General features: G+C 62.8%; 19 protein-coding genes. 13 read left to right on the top strand and 6 right to left on the bottom strand.

The features are described from left to right. Window positions 1-118 precede the first annotated feature (118 nt). The 4 genes from KGA89_RS17630 to KGA89_RS17615 form a co-directional block, all read right to left on the bottom strand. Entirely contained in the window at window positions 119-2,179 is a 2,061-nt protein-coding gene (locus KGA89_RS17630) for a methyl-accepting chemotaxis protein (protein ID WP_223472138.1), read from the bottom strand. Window positions 2,180-2,390: 211 nt separating this feature from the next. Beyond that, the gene (locus KGA89_RS17625) at window positions 2,391-2,930 is read right to left on the bottom strand and encodes a chemotaxis protein CheW (RefSeq protein WP_003206464.1); all 540 of its coding nucleotides are present in this window, start codon (window positions 2,928-2,930) and stop codon (window positions 2,391-2,393) included. A gap of 10 nt (window positions 2,931-2,940) precedes the next feature. Next, a complete protein-coding gene (pilH, locus tag KGA89_RS17620) occupies window positions 2,941-3,306 on the bottom strand; it encodes a twitching motility response regulator PilH (protein ID WP_003206465.1) in 366 nt (121 codons plus the stop codon). A 48-nt stretch (window positions 3,307-3,354) separates the two neighbouring features. Continuing rightward, entirely contained in the window at window positions 3,355-3,783 is a 429-nt protein-coding gene (locus KGA89_RS17615) for a PleD family two-component system response regulator (RefSeq protein WP_003206467.1), read from the bottom strand. A 224-nt stretch (window positions 3,784-4,007) separates the two neighbouring features. Here KGA89_RS17615 and gshB point away from each other — a divergent pair, with 224 nt between their 5' ends. The 7 genes from gshB to KGA89_RS17580 all read left to right on the top strand — a co-directional run bounded on the left by gshB (window position 4,008) and on the right by KGA89_RS17580 (window position 10,052). Next, entirely contained in the window at window positions 4,008-4,961 is a 954-nt protein-coding gene (gene gshB, locus KGA89_RS17610; protein ID WP_223472137.1) for a glutathione synthase, read from the top strand. Between the two features lie 76 nt (window positions 4,962-5,037). Further along, on the top strand, window positions 5,038-5,934 hold the full coding sequence (locus tag KGA89_RS17605; RefSeq protein WP_003206470.1) for an energy transducer TonB: 897 nt from the start codon (window positions 5,038-5,040) through the stop codon (window positions 5,932-5,934). A 223-nt stretch (window positions 5,935-6,157) separates the two neighbouring features. Continuing rightward, entirely contained in the window at window positions 6,158-6,727 is a 570-nt protein-coding gene (locus KGA89_RS17600; RefSeq protein ID WP_003206472.1) for a YqgE/AlgH family protein, read from the top strand. Next, on the top strand, window positions 6,727-7,164 hold the full coding sequence (gene ruvX / locus KGA89_RS17595; RefSeq protein ID WP_003177497.1) for a Holliday junction resolvase RuvX: 438 nt from the start codon (window positions 6,727-6,729) through the stop codon (window positions 7,162-7,164). The genes KGA89_RS17600 and ruvX overlap by 1 nt, the downstream gene beginning before the upstream one ends. A gap of 84 nt (window positions 7,165-7,248) precedes the next feature. After that, window positions 7,249-7,755 (top strand): bifunctional pyr operon transcriptional regulator/uracil phosphoribosyltransferase PyrR, encoded by a 507-nt coding sequence (gene pyrR / locus KGA89_RS17590; protein ID WP_003206474.1) that lies wholly within the window; start codon window positions 7,249-7,251, stop codon window positions 7,753-7,755. Between the two features lie 24 nt (window positions 7,756-7,779). Next, window positions 7,780-8,784, top strand: a complete 1,005-nt coding sequence (locus tag KGA89_RS17585) for an aspartate carbamoyltransferase catalytic subunit (protein WP_003177495.1) — start codon at window positions 7,780-7,782, stop codon at window positions 8,782-8,784. Continuing rightward, window positions 8,781-10,052 (top strand): dihydroorotase, encoded by a 1,272-nt coding sequence (locus KGA89_RS17580; protein WP_223472136.1) that lies wholly within the window; start codon window positions 8,781-8,783, stop codon window positions 10,050-10,052. The genes KGA89_RS17585 and KGA89_RS17580 overlap by 4 nt, the downstream gene beginning before the upstream one ends. Window positions 10,053-10,175: 123 nt before the next feature. Here KGA89_RS17580 and KGA89_RS17575 read toward each other — a convergent pair whose 3' ends face one another. Then, window positions 10,176-10,604, bottom strand: a complete 429-nt coding sequence (locus KGA89_RS17575) for an NINE protein (protein ID WP_003206477.1) — start codon at window positions 10,602-10,604, stop codon at window positions 10,176-10,178. Between the two features lie 249 nt (window positions 10,605-10,853). On the opposite strand from KGA89_RS17575, the gene KGA89_RS17570 reads away from it, so the two are divergent. Further along, window positions 10,854-11,465, top strand: coding sequence for a C40 family peptidase (locus tag KGA89_RS17570; RefSeq protein WP_223472135.1), 612 nt, complete (start codon window positions 10,854-10,856; stop codon window positions 11,463-11,465). Between the two features lie 128 nt (window positions 11,466-11,593). Here the strand turns inward: KGA89_RS17570 and KGA89_RS17565 are convergent, their stop codons facing one another. Next, the gene (locus tag KGA89_RS17565) at window positions 11,594-12,628 is read right to left on the bottom strand and encodes a type IV pilus twitching motility protein PilT (RefSeq protein WP_003206482.1); all 1,035 of its coding nucleotides are present in this window, start codon (window positions 12,626-12,628) and stop codon (window positions 11,594-11,596) included. Window positions 12,629-12,681: 53 nt separating this feature from the next. On the opposite strand from KGA89_RS17565, the gene KGA89_RS17560 reads away from it, so the two are divergent. The 5 genes from KGA89_RS17560 to metX all read left to right on the top strand — a co-directional run bounded on the left by KGA89_RS17560 (window position 12,682) and on the right by metX (window position 16,452). Next, the gene (locus tag KGA89_RS17560; RefSeq protein ID WP_003206483.1) at window positions 12,682-13,368 is read left to right on the top strand and encodes a YggS family pyridoxal phosphate-dependent enzyme; all 687 of its coding nucleotides are present in this window, start codon (window positions 12,682-12,684) and stop codon (window positions 13,366-13,368) included. A gap of 35 nt (window positions 13,369-13,403) precedes the next feature. Next, entirely contained in the window at window positions 13,404-14,222 is an 819-nt protein-coding gene (proC, locus tag KGA89_RS17555; RefSeq protein ID WP_013694466.1) for a pyrroline-5-carboxylate reductase, read from the top strand. Window positions 14,223-14,232: 10 nt separating this feature from the next. Beyond that, entirely contained in the window at window positions 14,233-14,823 is a 591-nt protein-coding gene (locus KGA89_RS17550) for a YggT family protein (RefSeq protein WP_223472134.1), read from the top strand. Between the two features lie 5 nt (window positions 14,824-14,828). Continuing rightward, complete coding sequence (locus tag KGA89_RS17545; protein ID WP_223472133.1) at window positions 14,829-15,122, top strand: DUF167 domain-containing protein; 294 nt, start codon at window positions 14,829-14,831, stop codon at window positions 15,120-15,122. A gap of 190 nt (window positions 15,123-15,312) precedes the next feature. After that, on the top strand, window positions 15,313-16,452 hold the full coding sequence (gene metX / locus KGA89_RS17540; protein ID WP_003206490.1) for a homoserine O-succinyltransferase MetX: 1,140 nt from the start codon (window positions 15,313-15,315) through the stop codon (window positions 16,450-16,452). Window positions 16,453-16,456: the final 4 nt, after the last annotated feature.

The raw sequence follows: 16,456 nt of genomic DNA, 5'->3' as shown, positions 1-16,456 counted from the left end.
TCGCGATGCAAACACCTCGGTTCCCGAAGAACCGCGTTATCTTCATCGCGGGCAAGCCTTGCTCCCACAGAAACCTCCTCGCCACAAAAAGCCTTTTCCAACGGATGGATCCGGTTGGTCACCCCTTTTCCTCATCGCCAGCCGCTGCCGCCGGCAACGTGAACCCCGACACCGAACGACGCAGCTGGCTGGCCATTTTCGCCAGGTTGCCAATGCTCTCGGCAGTGGCGGTGGAACCGGATGAAGTCTGCGAAGTGATCTGCTGGATCACGTTCATGGTCAAGGAAATCTGCCCCGCCGAGGTGGTCTGTTGCTGCGCCGCGTTGGAAATGCTCTGGATCAGCGCCGCCAGGGTCTTGGACACGCCTTCGATTTCTTCCAGGGCAACGCCGGCGTCCTGGGCCAGTCGCGCACCGCGCACCACTTCGGTGGTGGTCTGCTCCATGGAAATCACCGCCTCGTTGGTGTCGGTCTGGATCGCCCGCACCAGGGTCTCGATTTGCCGCGTCGCCGCCGAAGAGCGCTCGGCCAGACGCTGCACTTCATCGGCCACCACCGCGAACCCGCGCCCGGCATCACCGGCCATGGACGCCTGGATGGCGGCGTTGAGGGCCAGGATGTTGGTCTGGTCGGCGATGTCGTCGATCAGGCTGACAATGTCGCCAATTTCCTGGGATGACTCACCCAGGCGCTTGATGCGCTTGGCGGTGTCCTGGATCTGCTCGCGAATGTTGTCCATGCCATGAATGGTGTTGTGCACCACCTCGTTGCCCTTGTTGGCAATCTCCACCGACCGCTCGGCCACCGCCGACGACTCGGCGGCATTGGCCGACACCTGGTCGATGGACTGGGCCATTTCATTAATTGAAGTCGAAGCTTCGGAAATTTGCTGGGCCTGGTGCTCGGAGGCCTGCGCCAGGTGCATCGCCGTGGCCTGGGTTTCCTGCACCGCAGCGGCGACCTGGCCGGCGGTGAGGTTGATGGTCGCCACCAGATCGCGCAATTGATCCACCGAGTAATTGATGGAGTCGGCGATGGTGCCGGTGAAGTCCTCGGTGACCGAAGCAGTAACGGTCAGGTCGCCATCGGCCAGGTCTTCGATTTCATCCAGCAACCGCATGATCGCGTTCTGGTTGCGCTCGTTCTTTTGTGCGGTTTCGTGCAACTGGCGGTTGGTTTCGCGGACCATCACCAGGCCAATCAGGATGATCGACATCAGCGCCAGCAAACCCAGCACATAGCCGCCGATGGTATTGACGGAACGCCCGCCGGCGAGGTTTTCGAAGGCGGTGGCCAGGTGCGAAGCCTCGTCGAGCAGGGTCTGCGACAGGTTGAAGATGTTGCCGGCCGATTCGCGGACCTTGAACAGCTCTGGGGAGGTCTCGAGGATTTCGTCCACCGAACCGGAGACGAACTCGAAGAGCTCGCTGATTTCGCTCAGGCGTGCCCGGGCATCGCGGTCCTGGACCTGGGATATCTTCAGGGCCGGGTCACCTTGCAACATGCCATTGAGCACCTGGCCAAAACGCGCGGCGTCGCGCCCGAAGGTGTCGGCGGCCTGGCTGGCGTTTTCGTCCCCCGCCAGCACGGTATTCACCGCGCCGAGGATCCGTTCGGCCAGCAGCGACTGGCGCTGGGCCATGGCCACCTGGGCGGCCGGCGCGCCGCGTTGCAGCAGGATCTCGACGACTTTTTCGTACTCGACCTGCAACTGCGGCACGGTTTCGGCCAGGGTCGCCGCCACCTGGTGTAGCGACAGCACGGTCTGTTCGCTGGAGAGGATGGCATCGGTGTTCTTGAGCAGGCGCTCCCAATCCAGCTGCACGGCGCGCATCTGCGGACGAAGGGTGGCCGGCGCAGGGGGCAGGCCGGTGACCGGGTCGCCCTGTTTCAGGGAGCCCCAGCGCTGGGCGAAGTCATTGCGCGCATCGCTCAGCAGCTTGAACGCCGCGGGCTTGCCGGCGGCGGCCTCGGTGGCGTTCTTGGCGATGCGCTGGGACAGCACCCGCAGCTCGCCGGCATGGCCGATGTACTGTTTGTCATAGGTGGATTGGGTGTTGAGGTAAGCGAAGTTGGCGAACAGCAGCACGATGAAGACGATCAGCGCGACGAACAGCACGATGATCTGCGAACGACTGCGCGACGCTTCCAGTGGCTTGCCTGTTTTTGCTTTGATCATCGGTTCTCGCCTGTACTGCCCAATCCAACTTACAGCTATTAACTGTAAGCAAGCCTTTGTCGTGCAGCCTGCTCAACCAGTGCGGCTCTGTGGGAGCAAGGCTTGCCCGCGATGAGAACGACACAGTTTTCTCGCCAACCGAGGCACCGCCATCGCGAGCAAGCTGTGCTCCCACCGGCTCGCTCCCACAAGGGGCCTGCGCTGCATCTCGTTAAATCGCCACATCCATGAACCCCGGCGAACGCGCCAGGGCAAACGGGCTGAACACTTGCCACTCGCGCTCACCGCCAAACCGGCCCTTGACGAAGGCCGCTTCCGGGCCGTCGAGGTCGTCCACCAGCGTCGGTTCCAGGCTGTCCTGGGCAAAATGCTGCAGCCCAAGGACCTCGTCCACCAACAACCCGGCGAACACCTCGTCGTGATCCACCACCAACACGCGCCGCTGCTTGCGCACGGTCGACAGCTCGTGGCCAAAGAACCCGCACAAGTCCATCAACGGCAACAAACGCCCGCGCAGGTTAGCCACTCCACGCACCCACGGCTTGACCCCGGGCAAATGCGTGTGACGTGGTTCGTGCAGCACTTCGCTGACTTCACCCATCGGCGCCACGTACCAGTGCTCGCCCAAGCGAAAGCCAATGCCGCTCCAACCGGCGCGATGGGTCGGCTGGGAGGGCAGGTCCGCCCCCAGCAACCGGCAGCGCCGGTCGATCTGCAGCAGCAGTTCGAATGCGGTCAGGGATTGGCTCATGGCCGCGCCGTCAACCCGCCAGCACTTTGTTCAGGGTCGCGATCAGGGTTTCTTCGTCCACCGGTTTGGTCAGATAGTCCTTCGCCCCTTGGCGCGTGCCCCAGACCTTGTCGGTGTCCTGGTCCTTGGTGGTGATGATGATCACGGGGATGTGGCCGGTGTCCGGGTCCTTGGTCAGCTGGCGCGTTGCCTGGAAACCGTTGAGGCCGGGCATGACGATGTCCATCAGCACCGCATCGGGTTTTTCCTGGCGGGCCAGGGCCACGCCATCGGCGCCATTCTCGGCCTTCAGGACCTGATGGCCGTGCTTTTCCAGCATGCCGGTCAGTTTGTACATTTCAGTCGGCGAATCATCGACGATCAGAACTCGTGCCATGGTGTTCCCCATTTTCTTGTTGACCCCAGGCCCGTTGGCCAAGTGTCATTAATGTGCCTGGTGCGGCTGGACAGCGGCAAAGCCCGGAACATGGGCCTGTATCGCGCCCAGCAGTTCTTCCTTGCTGAACGGTTTGGTCAAAAACTGATCGGAACCGACGATGCGTCCCTTGGCCTTGTCGAACAACCCGTCGCGGGACGACAGCATGATCACCGGCGTGGCCTTGAACGCGCTGTTGTTCTTGATCAGGGCACAGGTCTGGTAGCCATCGAGGCGCGGCATCATGATGTCGACAAAAATGATGCCCGGATGATGGTCGGCGATCTTGGCCAGGGCATCGAAGCCATCGACGGCCGTGATCACCTCGCAGCCCACGTTGCGCAGCAAGGTTTCGGCGGTGCGGCGGATGGTCTTCGAGTCGTCGATGACCATGACCTTCAAGGCGCTGGGTTGCTGCTGCGTGAGATGCTCTGCCATTGCCACTGCGAACCGGTTTTTAACGCGTAAGTGTGATCGACAGCGCAAACCCTTGATGTTCAAGGCCCGCACGTCACATGGCAGCCTTTTTAGCACAGTCTCCATCGCCGATCTATCGGCCGCTCGGCGCGGTGGTTTTTCCTTGACCGCCAATCTTCCGGGCGCCACTCTGACGCCACTTTTTCACGCCAATATGTGCCCATCACATTTCGAGGAACCAAGCCATGAGCGTACGCGTCGGCATTGTCATGGACCCTATCGCCAGCATTTCCTATAAAAAGGATAGCTCGCTGGCCATGCTGCTGGCCGCTCAGAAGCGCGGCTGGGAGCTGTTCTACATGGAACAGCGCGACCTCTACCAGGCCGAAGGCCAGGCTCGGGCGCGGATGAAACCGTTGAAAGTCTTCGCCAACCCCGAGAAGTGGTTTGAGCTGGGCACCGAGAGCGACGCGCTGCTGAGCGACCTGGACGTGATCCTGATGCGCAAGGACCCGCCGTTCGACATGGAGTTCGTGTACTCCACCTACCTGCTGGAACAGGCTGAAAACGCTGGCGTGCTGGTGGTCAACAAGTCCCAGAGCCTGCGCGACTGCAACGAAAAGCTGTTCGCCACGCTGTTCCCGCAATGCACGCCGCCGACCATCGTCAGCCGTCGCCCGGACGTGTTGCGCGAATTTGCCGACCATCACGGCGACGTGATCCTCAAGCCTCTGGACGGCATGGGCGGCTCCTCGATCTTCCGGCACACCGCTGGCCACCCGAACCTCTCGGTGATCCTGGAAACCCTGACCTTGCACGGCAAGCAGCAGATCATGATCCAGGGTTACCTGCCGGCCATCGTCGATGGCGACAAACGCATCCTGATGATCGACGGCGAACCGGTGGACTATTGCCTGGCGCGCATCCCGGCAGCCGGCGAAACCCGCGGCAACCTGGCGGCTGGCGGGCGCGGCGAGGCGCGGCCGTTGACCGACAAGGATCGCTGGATCGCCGCCCAGGTCGGCCCGACCCTGCGCGAAAAAGGCCTGCTGTTCGTGGGCCTGGACGTAATCGGCGAGCACCTGACGGAGATCAACGTCACCAGCCCGACCTGCATCCGCGAAATCGACAATGCCTTTGGCACCGACATCGGTGGCATGCTGATGGATGCCATCGATCAGAAGCTCAAGGCTCGTTGATCCAGATCTGCTGAAGGAAACCCACATTGCGTTATCATGCCCGGCCTGAAAAAAACGCGATGTTGGTTTCCTTGTCATGACACTCCCGTCCGATCTGCCCCAAGAGCTCGCCCATCGTAGCGTGCGCCCGGCTGATCGCCTCGGTTTTACCCTGTTCCTGGCGGCGTTGATCCACCTGGCCCTGCTGCTGGGCGTCGGTTTTGCCACGGTCGAGCCCAAGCAGATCAGCCAGACCCTGGAAATCACCCTGGCCACCTTCAAGAGCGAGACCAAGCCCAAGAAGGCCGACTTCCTCGCCCAGGAAAACCAGCAAGGCAGCGGCACCCTGGAAAAAAAGGCGATCCCCAAGACCACCGAGATCGCGCCGTTCCAGGACAATACGGTGCAGAAAGTCACCCCGCCGCCAGCGGCCAAGCCCGAAGTGCAGGAGACGGCGCCCAAGGCAGCCGTGACCACCGTGGCGCCGAAGCCGAAAAAGGCCCCGGTCAAGGAAGAGGTCAAGCCTGATCCCAAACCCAAGGCCCCCGAACCCACCTTCGACAGCTCACAGTTGTCCAGCGACATCGCCAGCCTGGAAGCCGAACTGGCCCAGGAGCAACAGCTCTACGCCAAGCGCCCGCGCATCCACCGCCTGAGCGCCGCCTCGACCATGCGCGACAAGGGCGCCTGGTACAAGGACGAGTGGCGCAAGAAGGTCGAGCGCATCGGCAACCTCAACTACCCCGACGAAGCCCGGCGCAAACAGATCTACGGCAACCTGCGGCTAATGGTCTCGATCAACCGTGACGGCTCGCTGTATGAAGTGCTGGTGCTCGAGTCTTCCGGCCAGCCGCTGCTGGACCAGGCGGCCCAACGGATCGTACGCCTGGCCGCACCGTTCGCGCCGTTTACCGGGGACTTGTCGGACATCGACCGGCTGGAAATCATCCGCACCTGGAAGTTCGCCCGCGGCGACAAGCTCTCCAGTAACTGAACCGCCGCCGAGCCCTGCAGGCTCACCCCAGATCGAATGTGGGAGCGAGCTGTCTGGGAGCAAGGCTTGCCCGCGATGAAAACGCCGCAGTCTCTTGAGGACCGCAGCGCCTGGATCGCGAGCAAGCTTTGCTCCCACAAAGCTCGCTCCCACAGGGGATTGGTGACAGTCTCAGGCATTTCCCGGCTTGTCAGTTCGCCCCCGCCCCGCCACACTAGCGCCTATGAAAAACGTCAGCCCCACCTACCTCAAGCATCACTTCCTGATTGCCATGCCGCACATGGCCGATCCGAATTTTGCCCACACCTTGACCTACATCGTCGAGCACACGGCCAATGGGGCCATGGGGCTGGTAATCAATCGCCCGCAGGAATTGAACCTGGCGGACATCCTGGAGCAGTTGCGCCCCGAAGTGGAACCGCCACTCTTGTGCCAGCATGTGCCGATTTTCATCGGCGGCCCGGTGCAGACCGACCGCGGTTTCGTGCTCCATCCGTCGGGCCCCAAATACCAGGCCACCGTAGATCTGGACGGGGTGTCGCTGTCCACCTCCCAGGACGTGCTGTTCGCCATCGCCGACGGCGTCGGCCCTGAGAAAAGCCTGATCGCCCTCGGCTATGCCGGTTGGGAACCCGGGCAACTGGAAGCCGAACTGGCCGACAACGCCTGGCTGACCTGCCCGTTCGACGCCGACATCCTGTTCAACACCAGCAGCGAATTGCGCCTGGAAGCGGCGGCCAGCCGGTTGGGGGTCAACCTCAGCCTGCTCACCAGCCAGGCAGGACACGCCTGATGGCCCTGCGCTTGCTGCTGGGCTTCGATTACGGCACCAAACAGATCGGCGTAGCGGTCGGCCAGGTCATTACCGGCCAAGCCCGCGAGTTGTGCACCTTGAAGGCGCAGAATGGCGTTCCGGACTGGAACCAGGTCGAAGCGCTGATCAAGGAGTGGAAACCCGATGCCGTGGTGGTCGGCCTGCCGCTGAACATGGACGGCACGCCCAGTGACATGTGCCTGCGCGCCGAGAAATTCGCCCGCCGGCTCAATGGCCGCTACAACCTGCCCTTCTATACCCATGACGAGCGCCTGACCACCTTCGAGGCCAAGGGCGAGCGCCTGGTGCGCGGCGGGCAGAAAGGCAGTTACCGCGACAACCCGGTGGACGCCATCGCCGCCGCCCTGCTGCTGCAAGGTTGGCTCGACGCCAACGCCGCCCTGTTCGAAACCTGATTTTTTGAAAGCGCCGCCAAGGCGCTTTCTCTTAGCGATAGACCGCGCCATTCACCACCGGCCCGGGAACCTGAAGGAGCCAGCATGAGCCTGCCCAATCCTGCCGAACTGATCAGCCAGATGGCGATTCGTCTCAAGGCACACCTGGAACACCGCGGCATCAGCGACCCGCGCTACATCGGTATTCGCACCGGTGGCGTCTGGGTCGCCCAGGCCTTGCTCGAAGCACTGGGCAGCCAATCGCCGTTGGGCACCCTGGACGTGTCCTTCTACCGCGACGATTTCAGCCAGAACGGCCTGCACCCACAAGTGCGCCCCTCAGCCCTGCCGTTCGAGATCGAAGGCCAGCACCTGGTACTGATCGACGACGTGCTGATGAGCGGCCGGACCATCCGCGCCGCCATGAACGAACTGTTCGACTACGGCCGCCCGGCCAGCGTGACACTGGTGTGCCTGCTGGACCTGGACGCCGCCGAGCTGCCGATCCGGCCGAACGTGGTCGGTGCGACGCTGACGCTGGCCGCCCACGAGCGGGTCAAGCTCTCCGGCCCGTCGCCGCTGCAACTCGAACTGCAAGACCTTGCCCTTTAACTGCCCTTGTAAGAGTCCATCGCGATGACGCCTCTCGAAACCAAGCGCCCGCTGCAGCTCAACGATCAGGGCCAGCTGCGGCACTTCCTGTCCCTCGACGGCCTGCGCCGCGAGCTGCTGACGGAAATCCTCGACACTGCCGACTCGTTTCTCGAAGTCGGTGCCCGGGCGGTGAAGAAAGTCCCGTTGCTGCGCGGCAAGACCGTGTGCAACGTGTTCTTCGAAAACTCCACCCGCACCCGCACCACCTTCGAACTGGCAGCCCAGCGGCTGTCGGCGGACGTGATTACCCTCAACGTGTCCACGTCCTCGGCGAGCAAGGGTGAAACCCTGCTCGACACCCTGCGCAACCTCGAAGCCATGGCCGCCGATATGTTCGTCGTGCGCCACGGCGACTCCGGCGCGGCGCACTTCATTGCCGAACACGTCTGCCCGCAAGTGGCAATCATCAACGGCGGCGACGGCCGTCACGCCCACCCGACCCAGGGCATGCTGGACATGCTGACCATCCGTCGGCACAAGGGCAGCTTCGAAAACCTGTCGGTGGCCATCGTCGGTGACATCCTGCACTCGCGGGTGGCCCGTTCGAACATGTTGGCTCTCAAGACCCTCGGCTGCCCGGACATCCGCGTCATCGCGCCGAAGACCCTGCTGCCCATCGGCGTCGAGCAATACGGCGTGAAGGTCTACACCGACATGACCGAAGGCCTCAAGGATGTGGACGTGGTGATCATGCTGCGCCTGCAACGCGAGCGCATGACCGGCGGCCTGCTGCCCAGCGAAGGCGAGTTCTACCGCCTGTTCGGCCTGACCACCGCACGCCTGGCCGGGGCCAAGCCGGACGCTATCGTCATGCACCCGGGCCCGATCAACCGCGGCGTGGAGATCGAGTCGGCGGTGGCCGACGGGCCGCACTCGGTGATTCTCAACCAGGTGACTTACGGCATCGCCATCCGCATGGCCGTGCTGTCCATGGCCATGAGCGGGCAAACGGCCCAGCGCCAATTCGACCAGGAGAACGCCCAGTGAAGCTCAGCATTCTCGGCGCACGCGTGATCGATCCAGCCAGTGGCCTGGATCAAGTGACTGATATCCATATCGATGCCTGCAAGATCGTCGCCCTTGGCGCGGCACCGGCCGGTTTCGTCGCGGTCGAGACCCTCGACGCCCAAGGCCTGGTGGCCGCTCCCGGCCTGGTGGACCTGAACGTCGCCCTGCGCGAACCGGGCTACAGCCGCAAAGGCAGTATCGTCAGCGAAACCCGGGCCGCCGCTGCCGGTGGCGTGACCAGCCTGTGCTGCCCGCCGCAGACCAAACCGGTGCTGGACACCTCGGCCGTGGCCGAACTGATCCTCGACCGTGCCCGCGAGGCCGGCAACACCAAGGTCTTCCCGATTGGCGCACTGAGCAAGGGCCTGGACGGCGAGCAACTGGCCGAACTCATCGCCCTGCGTGACGCCGGTTGCGTGGCGTTCGGCAACGGCCTGAACAGTTTCCGCAACACCCGTACCCTGTGCCGCGCCCTGGAATACGCGGCGACCTTCGGCCTGACGGTGATCTTCAACTCCCAGGACCACGACCTGGCCGAAGGTGGCCTGGCCCACGAAGGCCCGACCGCCAGCTTCCTCGGCCTGCCGGGCATCCCGGAAACCGCCGAGACCGTGGCCCTGGCCCGGGACCTGCTGTTGGTGGAACAAAGCGGCGTGCGCGCCCACTTCAGCCAGTTGACCAGTGCTCGCGGCGCGGCACTGATCGCCCAGGCCCAGGCCCGCGGCTTGCCGGTGACCGCCGATGTGGCGCTGTACCAGTTGATCCTGACCGACGAAGCGCTGATCGATTTCAACAGCGTCTACCACGTCCAGCCGCCACTGCGCACCCGCGCCGACCGCGATGGCCTGCGTGAGGCGGTGAAGTCCGGGGTGATTTCGGCCATCTCCAGCCATCACCAACCCCATGAACGCGATGCCAAGCTGGCACCGTTCGGCGCCACCGAGCCGGGAATCAGCAGCGTCGAACTGCTGCTGCCGCTGGCCTTGACGCTGGTGGAAGACGGTCTGCTGGACCTGCCGACCCTGCTGGCGCGCCTGAGCGCCGGCCCGGCCCAGGCGCTGCAACTGCCGGCGGGGAAACTCGCGGTTGGCGCCGCGGCGGACCTGGTGCTGTTCGACCCCGCCGCCACCACCGTGGCCGGTGAAGCCTGGCGTTCCAAGGGTGACAACTGCCCGTTCCTCGGCCATAGCCTGCCGGGGGTGGTGCGTTACACCCTGATGGATGGGCGGATCACCCACCAGGCCTGACAAGCTGCGTCGCTCTCATCGCGAGCAAGCTCGCTCCCACAGGGATCTTTGGTGAACACATGCCTCGTGAACACCTCGATCCAGTGTGGGAGCGAACTTGCTCGCGATGCAGGCGACCCTGTCTTACTGAAAAGCCCCACGCTTCTGCGCATTACGAATCGACACCTGATCATTCAGCGTCCAGAAGTCATACAGAACCCCCAGGAAAAACACCCCGCCGGTCAGCAGGTAGAGAATCCCGCTGAGCCATTTGCCCTGGTACATGCGGTGTACGCCCAGCACCCCGAGAAACGTCAACAGAATCCACGCCACGCTGTATTCGATAGGCCCCGGGGTGAAACGCAGGTCCGCTTCGCGATCCATGGCCGGAATCAGGAACAAGTCGATCAGCCAGCCAATGCCCAGCAGGCCGAAGGTGAAGAACCAGATCGTGCCCGTGACCGGCTTGCCGTAATAGAAACGATGGGCACCGGTGAAACCGAAAATCCACAGCAGATACCCAATGACCTTGCTGTGAGTATCGCGGATTGCATCCTGCTGATAGCTGTTCATGAATGGCCTCTTTTGCTTCGATAGATAAATTTTTTCGGAGTTTTTGTGACTTTTTCGTGTCCAGCCGACAAGCGGTCCTCGGCGACTCGAGCCGGCGAAAGCCCCGTGGTATAGGGGTTCTGTCAGACAATCAGGTCAATTTGTCGCATTTTGCTGGGTTTTGCGCTGCGTTTCGAATCGACAAACGGCCTCGGAAACGCAAAAAAAGCTGTTATAAAGTTGCGCGCTAACCTTTAAGAGCCTTGCCTAATGCGTCCATTTTTCAAGACATGGCTAACCATTTGCCTATTATTGCCACTGGCCGCCCACGCCACCAATCGTGAGCAACGTCTTCCCAACGTCAACGGCTATACCCCGAAATCCCATGTTTCTGCTTCCTTGAGCAAGAACAAGCCAGGCGCCCAGCGCGTGAGCACAGCCAACAGCAAGCTGGTCCCGCCGATGGCGACCAAAGCGAGCAGCAATGTGTTGAGCCGCGCCGTGAATGTACTCGGCACACCTTATCGTTGGGGCGGCAGTAGCCCAAGTAAAGGTTTCGATTGCAGCGGACTGGTGAAATACGCCTTCAATGACGCCACCTTCGACCTTCCGCGCACCTCCAACGCCATGGCCGCCGGTCATGGCGAGAAAGTCGAGCGCAAGGACCTCAAGCCCGGCGACCTGATCTTCTTCAAGCTCAAGAGCCGCCGGGTCAACCACGTGGCCATCTACCTGGGCAACGACCGCTTCATCCACGCCCCGCGGCGTGGCAAGTCGGTGAGCATCGACACCTTGAACAAGCCGTACTGGGACACTCACTACGTGGTGGCCAAGCGCGTGCTGCCGAAAGAGCCGGGTGCGATGCGCGTGGTTCAGCGCTGATTCCGGCACTTTTGCTGTAGCTGATGACCTCATCGCTAGCAAGCTCGCTCCCACACTGGATTTCCATTCGCTGAAAGTCCTGTGGGAGCGAGCTTGCTCGCGATGAGGCCTGCAAAAGCAGCACCCCTCTAGAAGTTATCCGGCGTACGCGCCCGCTCCCGCGCATGTTCGCGGCTGATCAGCCCCTTGTTCACCAAGTCCTTCAGGCACATGTCCAGCGTCTGCATCCCCAGCGAACCGCCGGTCTGGATGGCCGAGTACATCTGCGCCACCTTGTCTTCGCGGATCAGGTTCCGGATGGCCGAGGTACCCAGCATGATTTCATGCGCCGCGATCCGGCCGCCGCCGATTTTCTTGACCAGCGTCTGGGAAATCACCGCCTGCAACGATTCCGACAACATCGAGCGAACCATGGACTTCTCGTCACCAGGGAACACGTCCACCACCCGGTCGATGGTCTTGGCCGCCGACGTGGTGTGCAGGGTGCCGAACACCAGGTGCCCGGTTTCCGCGGCGGTCAGCGCCAGGCGAATGGTTTCAAGGTCGCGCATCTCCCCCACCAGGATCACGTCCGGGTCCTCCCGCAGGGCCGAACGCAGGGCCGTGGAGAAACCCTGGGTGTCGCGGTGCACCTCACGCTGGTTGATCAGGCATTTGCGCGGTTCGTGAACGAATTCGATAGGGTCTTCGATGGTGAGGATGTGATGGTGCTTGTGGCTGTTCAAGTAATCGATCATGGCCGCCAGGGTGGTGGATTTGCCTGACCCGGTCGGCCCGGTCACCAACACCAGCCCACGAGGCGCCTCGGTCACTTTGCGAAACACCTCGCCCATCCCCAGGTCTTCCATGGTCAGGACTTTCGACGGAATGGTCCGAAACACCGCCCCCGCACCGCGATTCTGGTTGAAAGCGTTGACCCGGAACCGCGCGACGCCCGGTACCTCGAAAGAAAAGTCAGTCTCCAGAAACTTTTCGTAATCTACTCGTTGCCGGTCGTTCATGATGTCGTAGATCAGTTCATGGACCTGCTTGTGGTCCAGTGCCGGCAGGTTGATGCGCCTGACATCGCCATCGACGCGGATCATCGGAGGCAGCCCGGCGGACAGGTGCAGGTCCGACGCGCCCTGCTTGGCGCTGAACGCCAGTAACTCAGTGATATCCATAGCGCTCCTCAATTCCAGTAGAATGCCGCGAACCTCACCGCTGGCGCTTCTTTATGTCCACGATAGCAGACAACATCGCTCAGGTTAGTTCGCGCATCCGCGCTGCGGAGCAGGCCGCCCAGCGTGCCGAACACAGTGTCAAACTGCTGGCCGTGAGCAAGACCAAACCCGTCCAGGCCCTGCGCGAAGCCTATGCTGCCGGCCTGCGGGACTTCGGCGAGAACTACCTGCAAGAAGCCTTGGGCAAACAGCTCGAACTGACCGACCTGCCCTTGATCTGGCACTTCATCGGCCCCATTCAATCGAACAAGACGCGCGCTATCGCCGAACATTTCGACTGGGTGCATTCCGTGGATCGCTTGAAAATTGCACAGCGCCTGTCCGAGCAGCGCCCGGCCGACTTGCCACCGCTGAATATCTGCATTCAGGTCAACGTCAGCGGTGAAGCCAGCAAATCCGGCTGCACCCCGGCGGACCTGCCCGCCCTGGCCAACGCCATCAGCGCCCTGCCCCGCCTGAAACTGCGCGGGTTGATGGCGATTCCCGAACCCACCGAAGACCGCGCCGCCCAGGACGCCGCCTTCGCCGCCGTTGAACGCCTGCAAGCCAGCCTGGCGCTACCGCTGGACACCCTTTCCATGGGCATGAGCCACGACCTTGAGTCGGCCATTGCCCAGGGCGCCACCTGGGTGCGCATCGGTACTGCCCTGTTTGGTGCCCGCGACTACGGTCAATCCTGAAACATGGCCGACTCATCTCTTTATAAGGACCTGTCATGAGCAACACGCGTATTGCCTTCATCGGCGCCGGCAACATGGCCGCCAGCCTGATCGGCGGCCTGCGGGCCAAGGGCCTGGACGCTTCCCTGATCCGCGCCAGCGATCCGGGCGAAGAGACCCGTACCCGGGTGAGCGCCGAACACGGTATCGAAACCTTCGCCGACAACGCCCAGGCCATCGACGGCGCGGACGTCATCGTGCTGGCGGTCAAGCCGCAGGCGATGAAAACCGTCTGCGCGGCCCTGCGTCCAAGTCTCAAGCCTCATCAACTGGTGGTGTCGATTGCCGCCGGCATCACGTGCGCCAGCATGAACAACTGGCTCGGCGAGCAGCCGATCGTACGCTGCATGCCCAACACCCCGGCACTGCTGCGCCAGGGCGTCAGCGGCCTGTTCGCCACTTCCCAAGTGTCCGCTGCACAACGCCAGCAGGCCGAAGAACTGCTGTCGGCTGTCGGCCTGGCACTGTGGCTGGACACCGAACAGCAACTGGACGCCGTCACCGCCGTCTCCGGCTCGGGCCCGGCGTACTTCTTCCTGCTGATCGAAGCCATGACCGCCGCCGGCGAGAAACTCGGCCTGCCCCGGGAAACCGCCGCCAGGCTGACCTTGCAGACCGCCCTCGGTGCCGCACACATGGCGGTGTCCAGCGACGTCGATGCCGCAGAGCTGCGCCGCCGCGTGACTTCGCCGGCCGGCACCACCGAAGCGGCCATCAAATCGTTCCAGGCCGGGGGCTTCGAAGCCCTGGTGGAAAAAGCACTCGGCGCCGCCGCGCACCGCTCGGCCGAAATGGCCGAACAACTGGGCCAATAAGGAGCCATTCATGATTGGATTGAACACTGCAGCGGTCTACGTGCTGCAAACCCTCGGCAGCATGTACCTGCTGATCGTGCTGCTGCGCTTCGTGCTGCAACTGGTGCGCGCCAACTTCTACAACCCACTGTGCCAGTTCATCGTCAAGGCCACCCAGCCACTGCTCAAGCCGCTGCGTCGGATCATCCCGAGCCTGTTCGGCCTGGACATGTCGTCGCTGGTCCTGGCGATCCTCGTGCAACTGGCGCTGATGGCCCTGACCCTGCTGCTGACCTACGGCACCACCGGCAACCCGCTGCAACTGCTGATCTGGTCGCTCATTGGCGTGACCGCGCTGTTCCTGAAGATTTTCTTCTTCGCCATGATCATCAGCGTGATCCTGTCGTGGGTCGCACCGAGCAGCCATAACCCGGGCGCCGAACTGGTGAACCAGATCTGCGAGCCGGCCCTGGCGCCGTTCCGCCGCATCCTGCCGAACCTCGGCGGTCTGGATATCTCGCCGATCCTGGCGTTCATGGTGCTCAAGCTGATCGACATGCTAGTGATCAACAACCTGGCGGCGATAACCATGATGCCGGAAATCCTGCGCCTGCTGATCTGACTCACGTGAGCTACTTTCGCTGGGATGGCGACGACCTGATCCTGGAGTGTCACCTGCAACCGGCAGCCCGCAGCGATGATTTCGCCGGGCTGCACGGTGACCGCCTGAAGATCCGCCTCACTGCCCCACCGGTCGAGGGCAAGGCCAACGCGTACCTGATGGCGTTCCTGGCCAAGGCGTTTGGCGTGTCCAAGAGCCAGGTCAGCCTGGTCAGCGGCGAATTGAACCGGCAGAAACGGGTGCGCATCCATTTGCCGAAGAAACTGCCGGAGTTGCCGGGTCTCGTCCCCCGCCAATGAGCGTTCCCACGCTCCACGTGGAAATGCATCCTGTGACGCTCTGCGTCACACCCTGAGCGGAACGCGGAGCGTCCCTGGCAGCATTCCCACGCAAAGCGTGGGAATGATCGGTGCGGTCTATGATTTCCTTGGTTGCCGCCTGCCACAGCGGTCTTTAGACTTACGCCTCATTTCAACGCGAGCAGGGTCGATGCCAGCTGCCTTTCCCCCCGATTCCGTTGGTCTGGTGACGCCGCAAATGGCGCATTTCAGCGAGCCCCTGGCCCTGGCCTGCGGCCGTTCGTTGCCAGCCTATGACCTGATCTACGAAACCTACGGCACCCTCAATGCCACGGCGAGCAATGCCGTGCTGATTTGCCATGCCTTGTCGGGGCACCACCACGCCGCCGGCTACCACAGCATCGACGACCGCAAGCCCGGTTGGTGGGACAGCTGCATCGGCCCGGGCAAGCCCATCGATACCAGCAAGTTCTTCGTGGTCAGTCTGAACAACCTGGGCGGCTGCAACGGTTCCACCGGCCCCAGCAGCCTCAACCCGGACACCGGCAAACCTTTCGGCGCCGATTTTCCGGTGCTGACCGTGGAAGACTGGGTCCACAGCCAGGCGCGCCTGGCCGACCGCCTCGGGATCGGCCAGTGGGCAGCCGTGATCGGTGGCAGCCTGGGAGGCATGCAGGCCCTGCAATGGACCATCACCTACCCGGACCGCGTGCGCCACTGCCTGGCAATCGCCTCGGCGCCCAAGCTGTCGGCACAGAACATCGCCTTCAACGAAGTGGCGCGCCAGGCGATCCTCACCGACCCGGAGTTCCATGGCGGCTCGTTCCAGGAACACGGCGTGATCCCCAAGCGCGGGCTGATGCTGGCGCGGATGGTCGGGCACATCACCTACCTGTCCGACGACTCCATGGGCGAGAAATTCGGCCGTGGCCTCAAGAGCGAAAAGCTCAACTACGACTTCCACAGCGTCGAGTTCCAGGTCGAAAGCTACCTGCGTTATCAGGGTGAAGAGTTCTCCGGGCGTTTCGACGCCAACACGTACCTGTTGATGACCAAGGCACTGGACTACTTCGATCCGGCGGCGAACTTCGACGATAACCTGGCGAAAACCTTCGCCAACGCCACCGCCAAGTTCTGCGTGATGTCGTTCACCACCGACTGGCGCTTCTCCCCGGCGCGTTCGCGGGAGCTGGTGGACGCGCTGATGGCCGCGCGCAAGGACGTCTGCTACCTGGAAATCGACGCACCCCAGGGTCACGACGCCTTTTTGATCCCGATCCCGCGCTACCTGCAGGCGTTCGGCAACTACATGAACCGTATAACGCTGTGAGGAC

The organism is Pseudomonas sp. A-RE-22 (assembly GCF_019956035.1).
In the GTDB taxonomy this organism is placed as follows: domain Bacteria; phylum Pseudomonadota; class Gammaproteobacteria; order Pseudomonadales; family Pseudomonadaceae; genus Aquipseudomonas; species Aquipseudomonas brassicacearum.
This window is presented reverse-complemented; position numbering and strand designations above follow the sequence as displayed.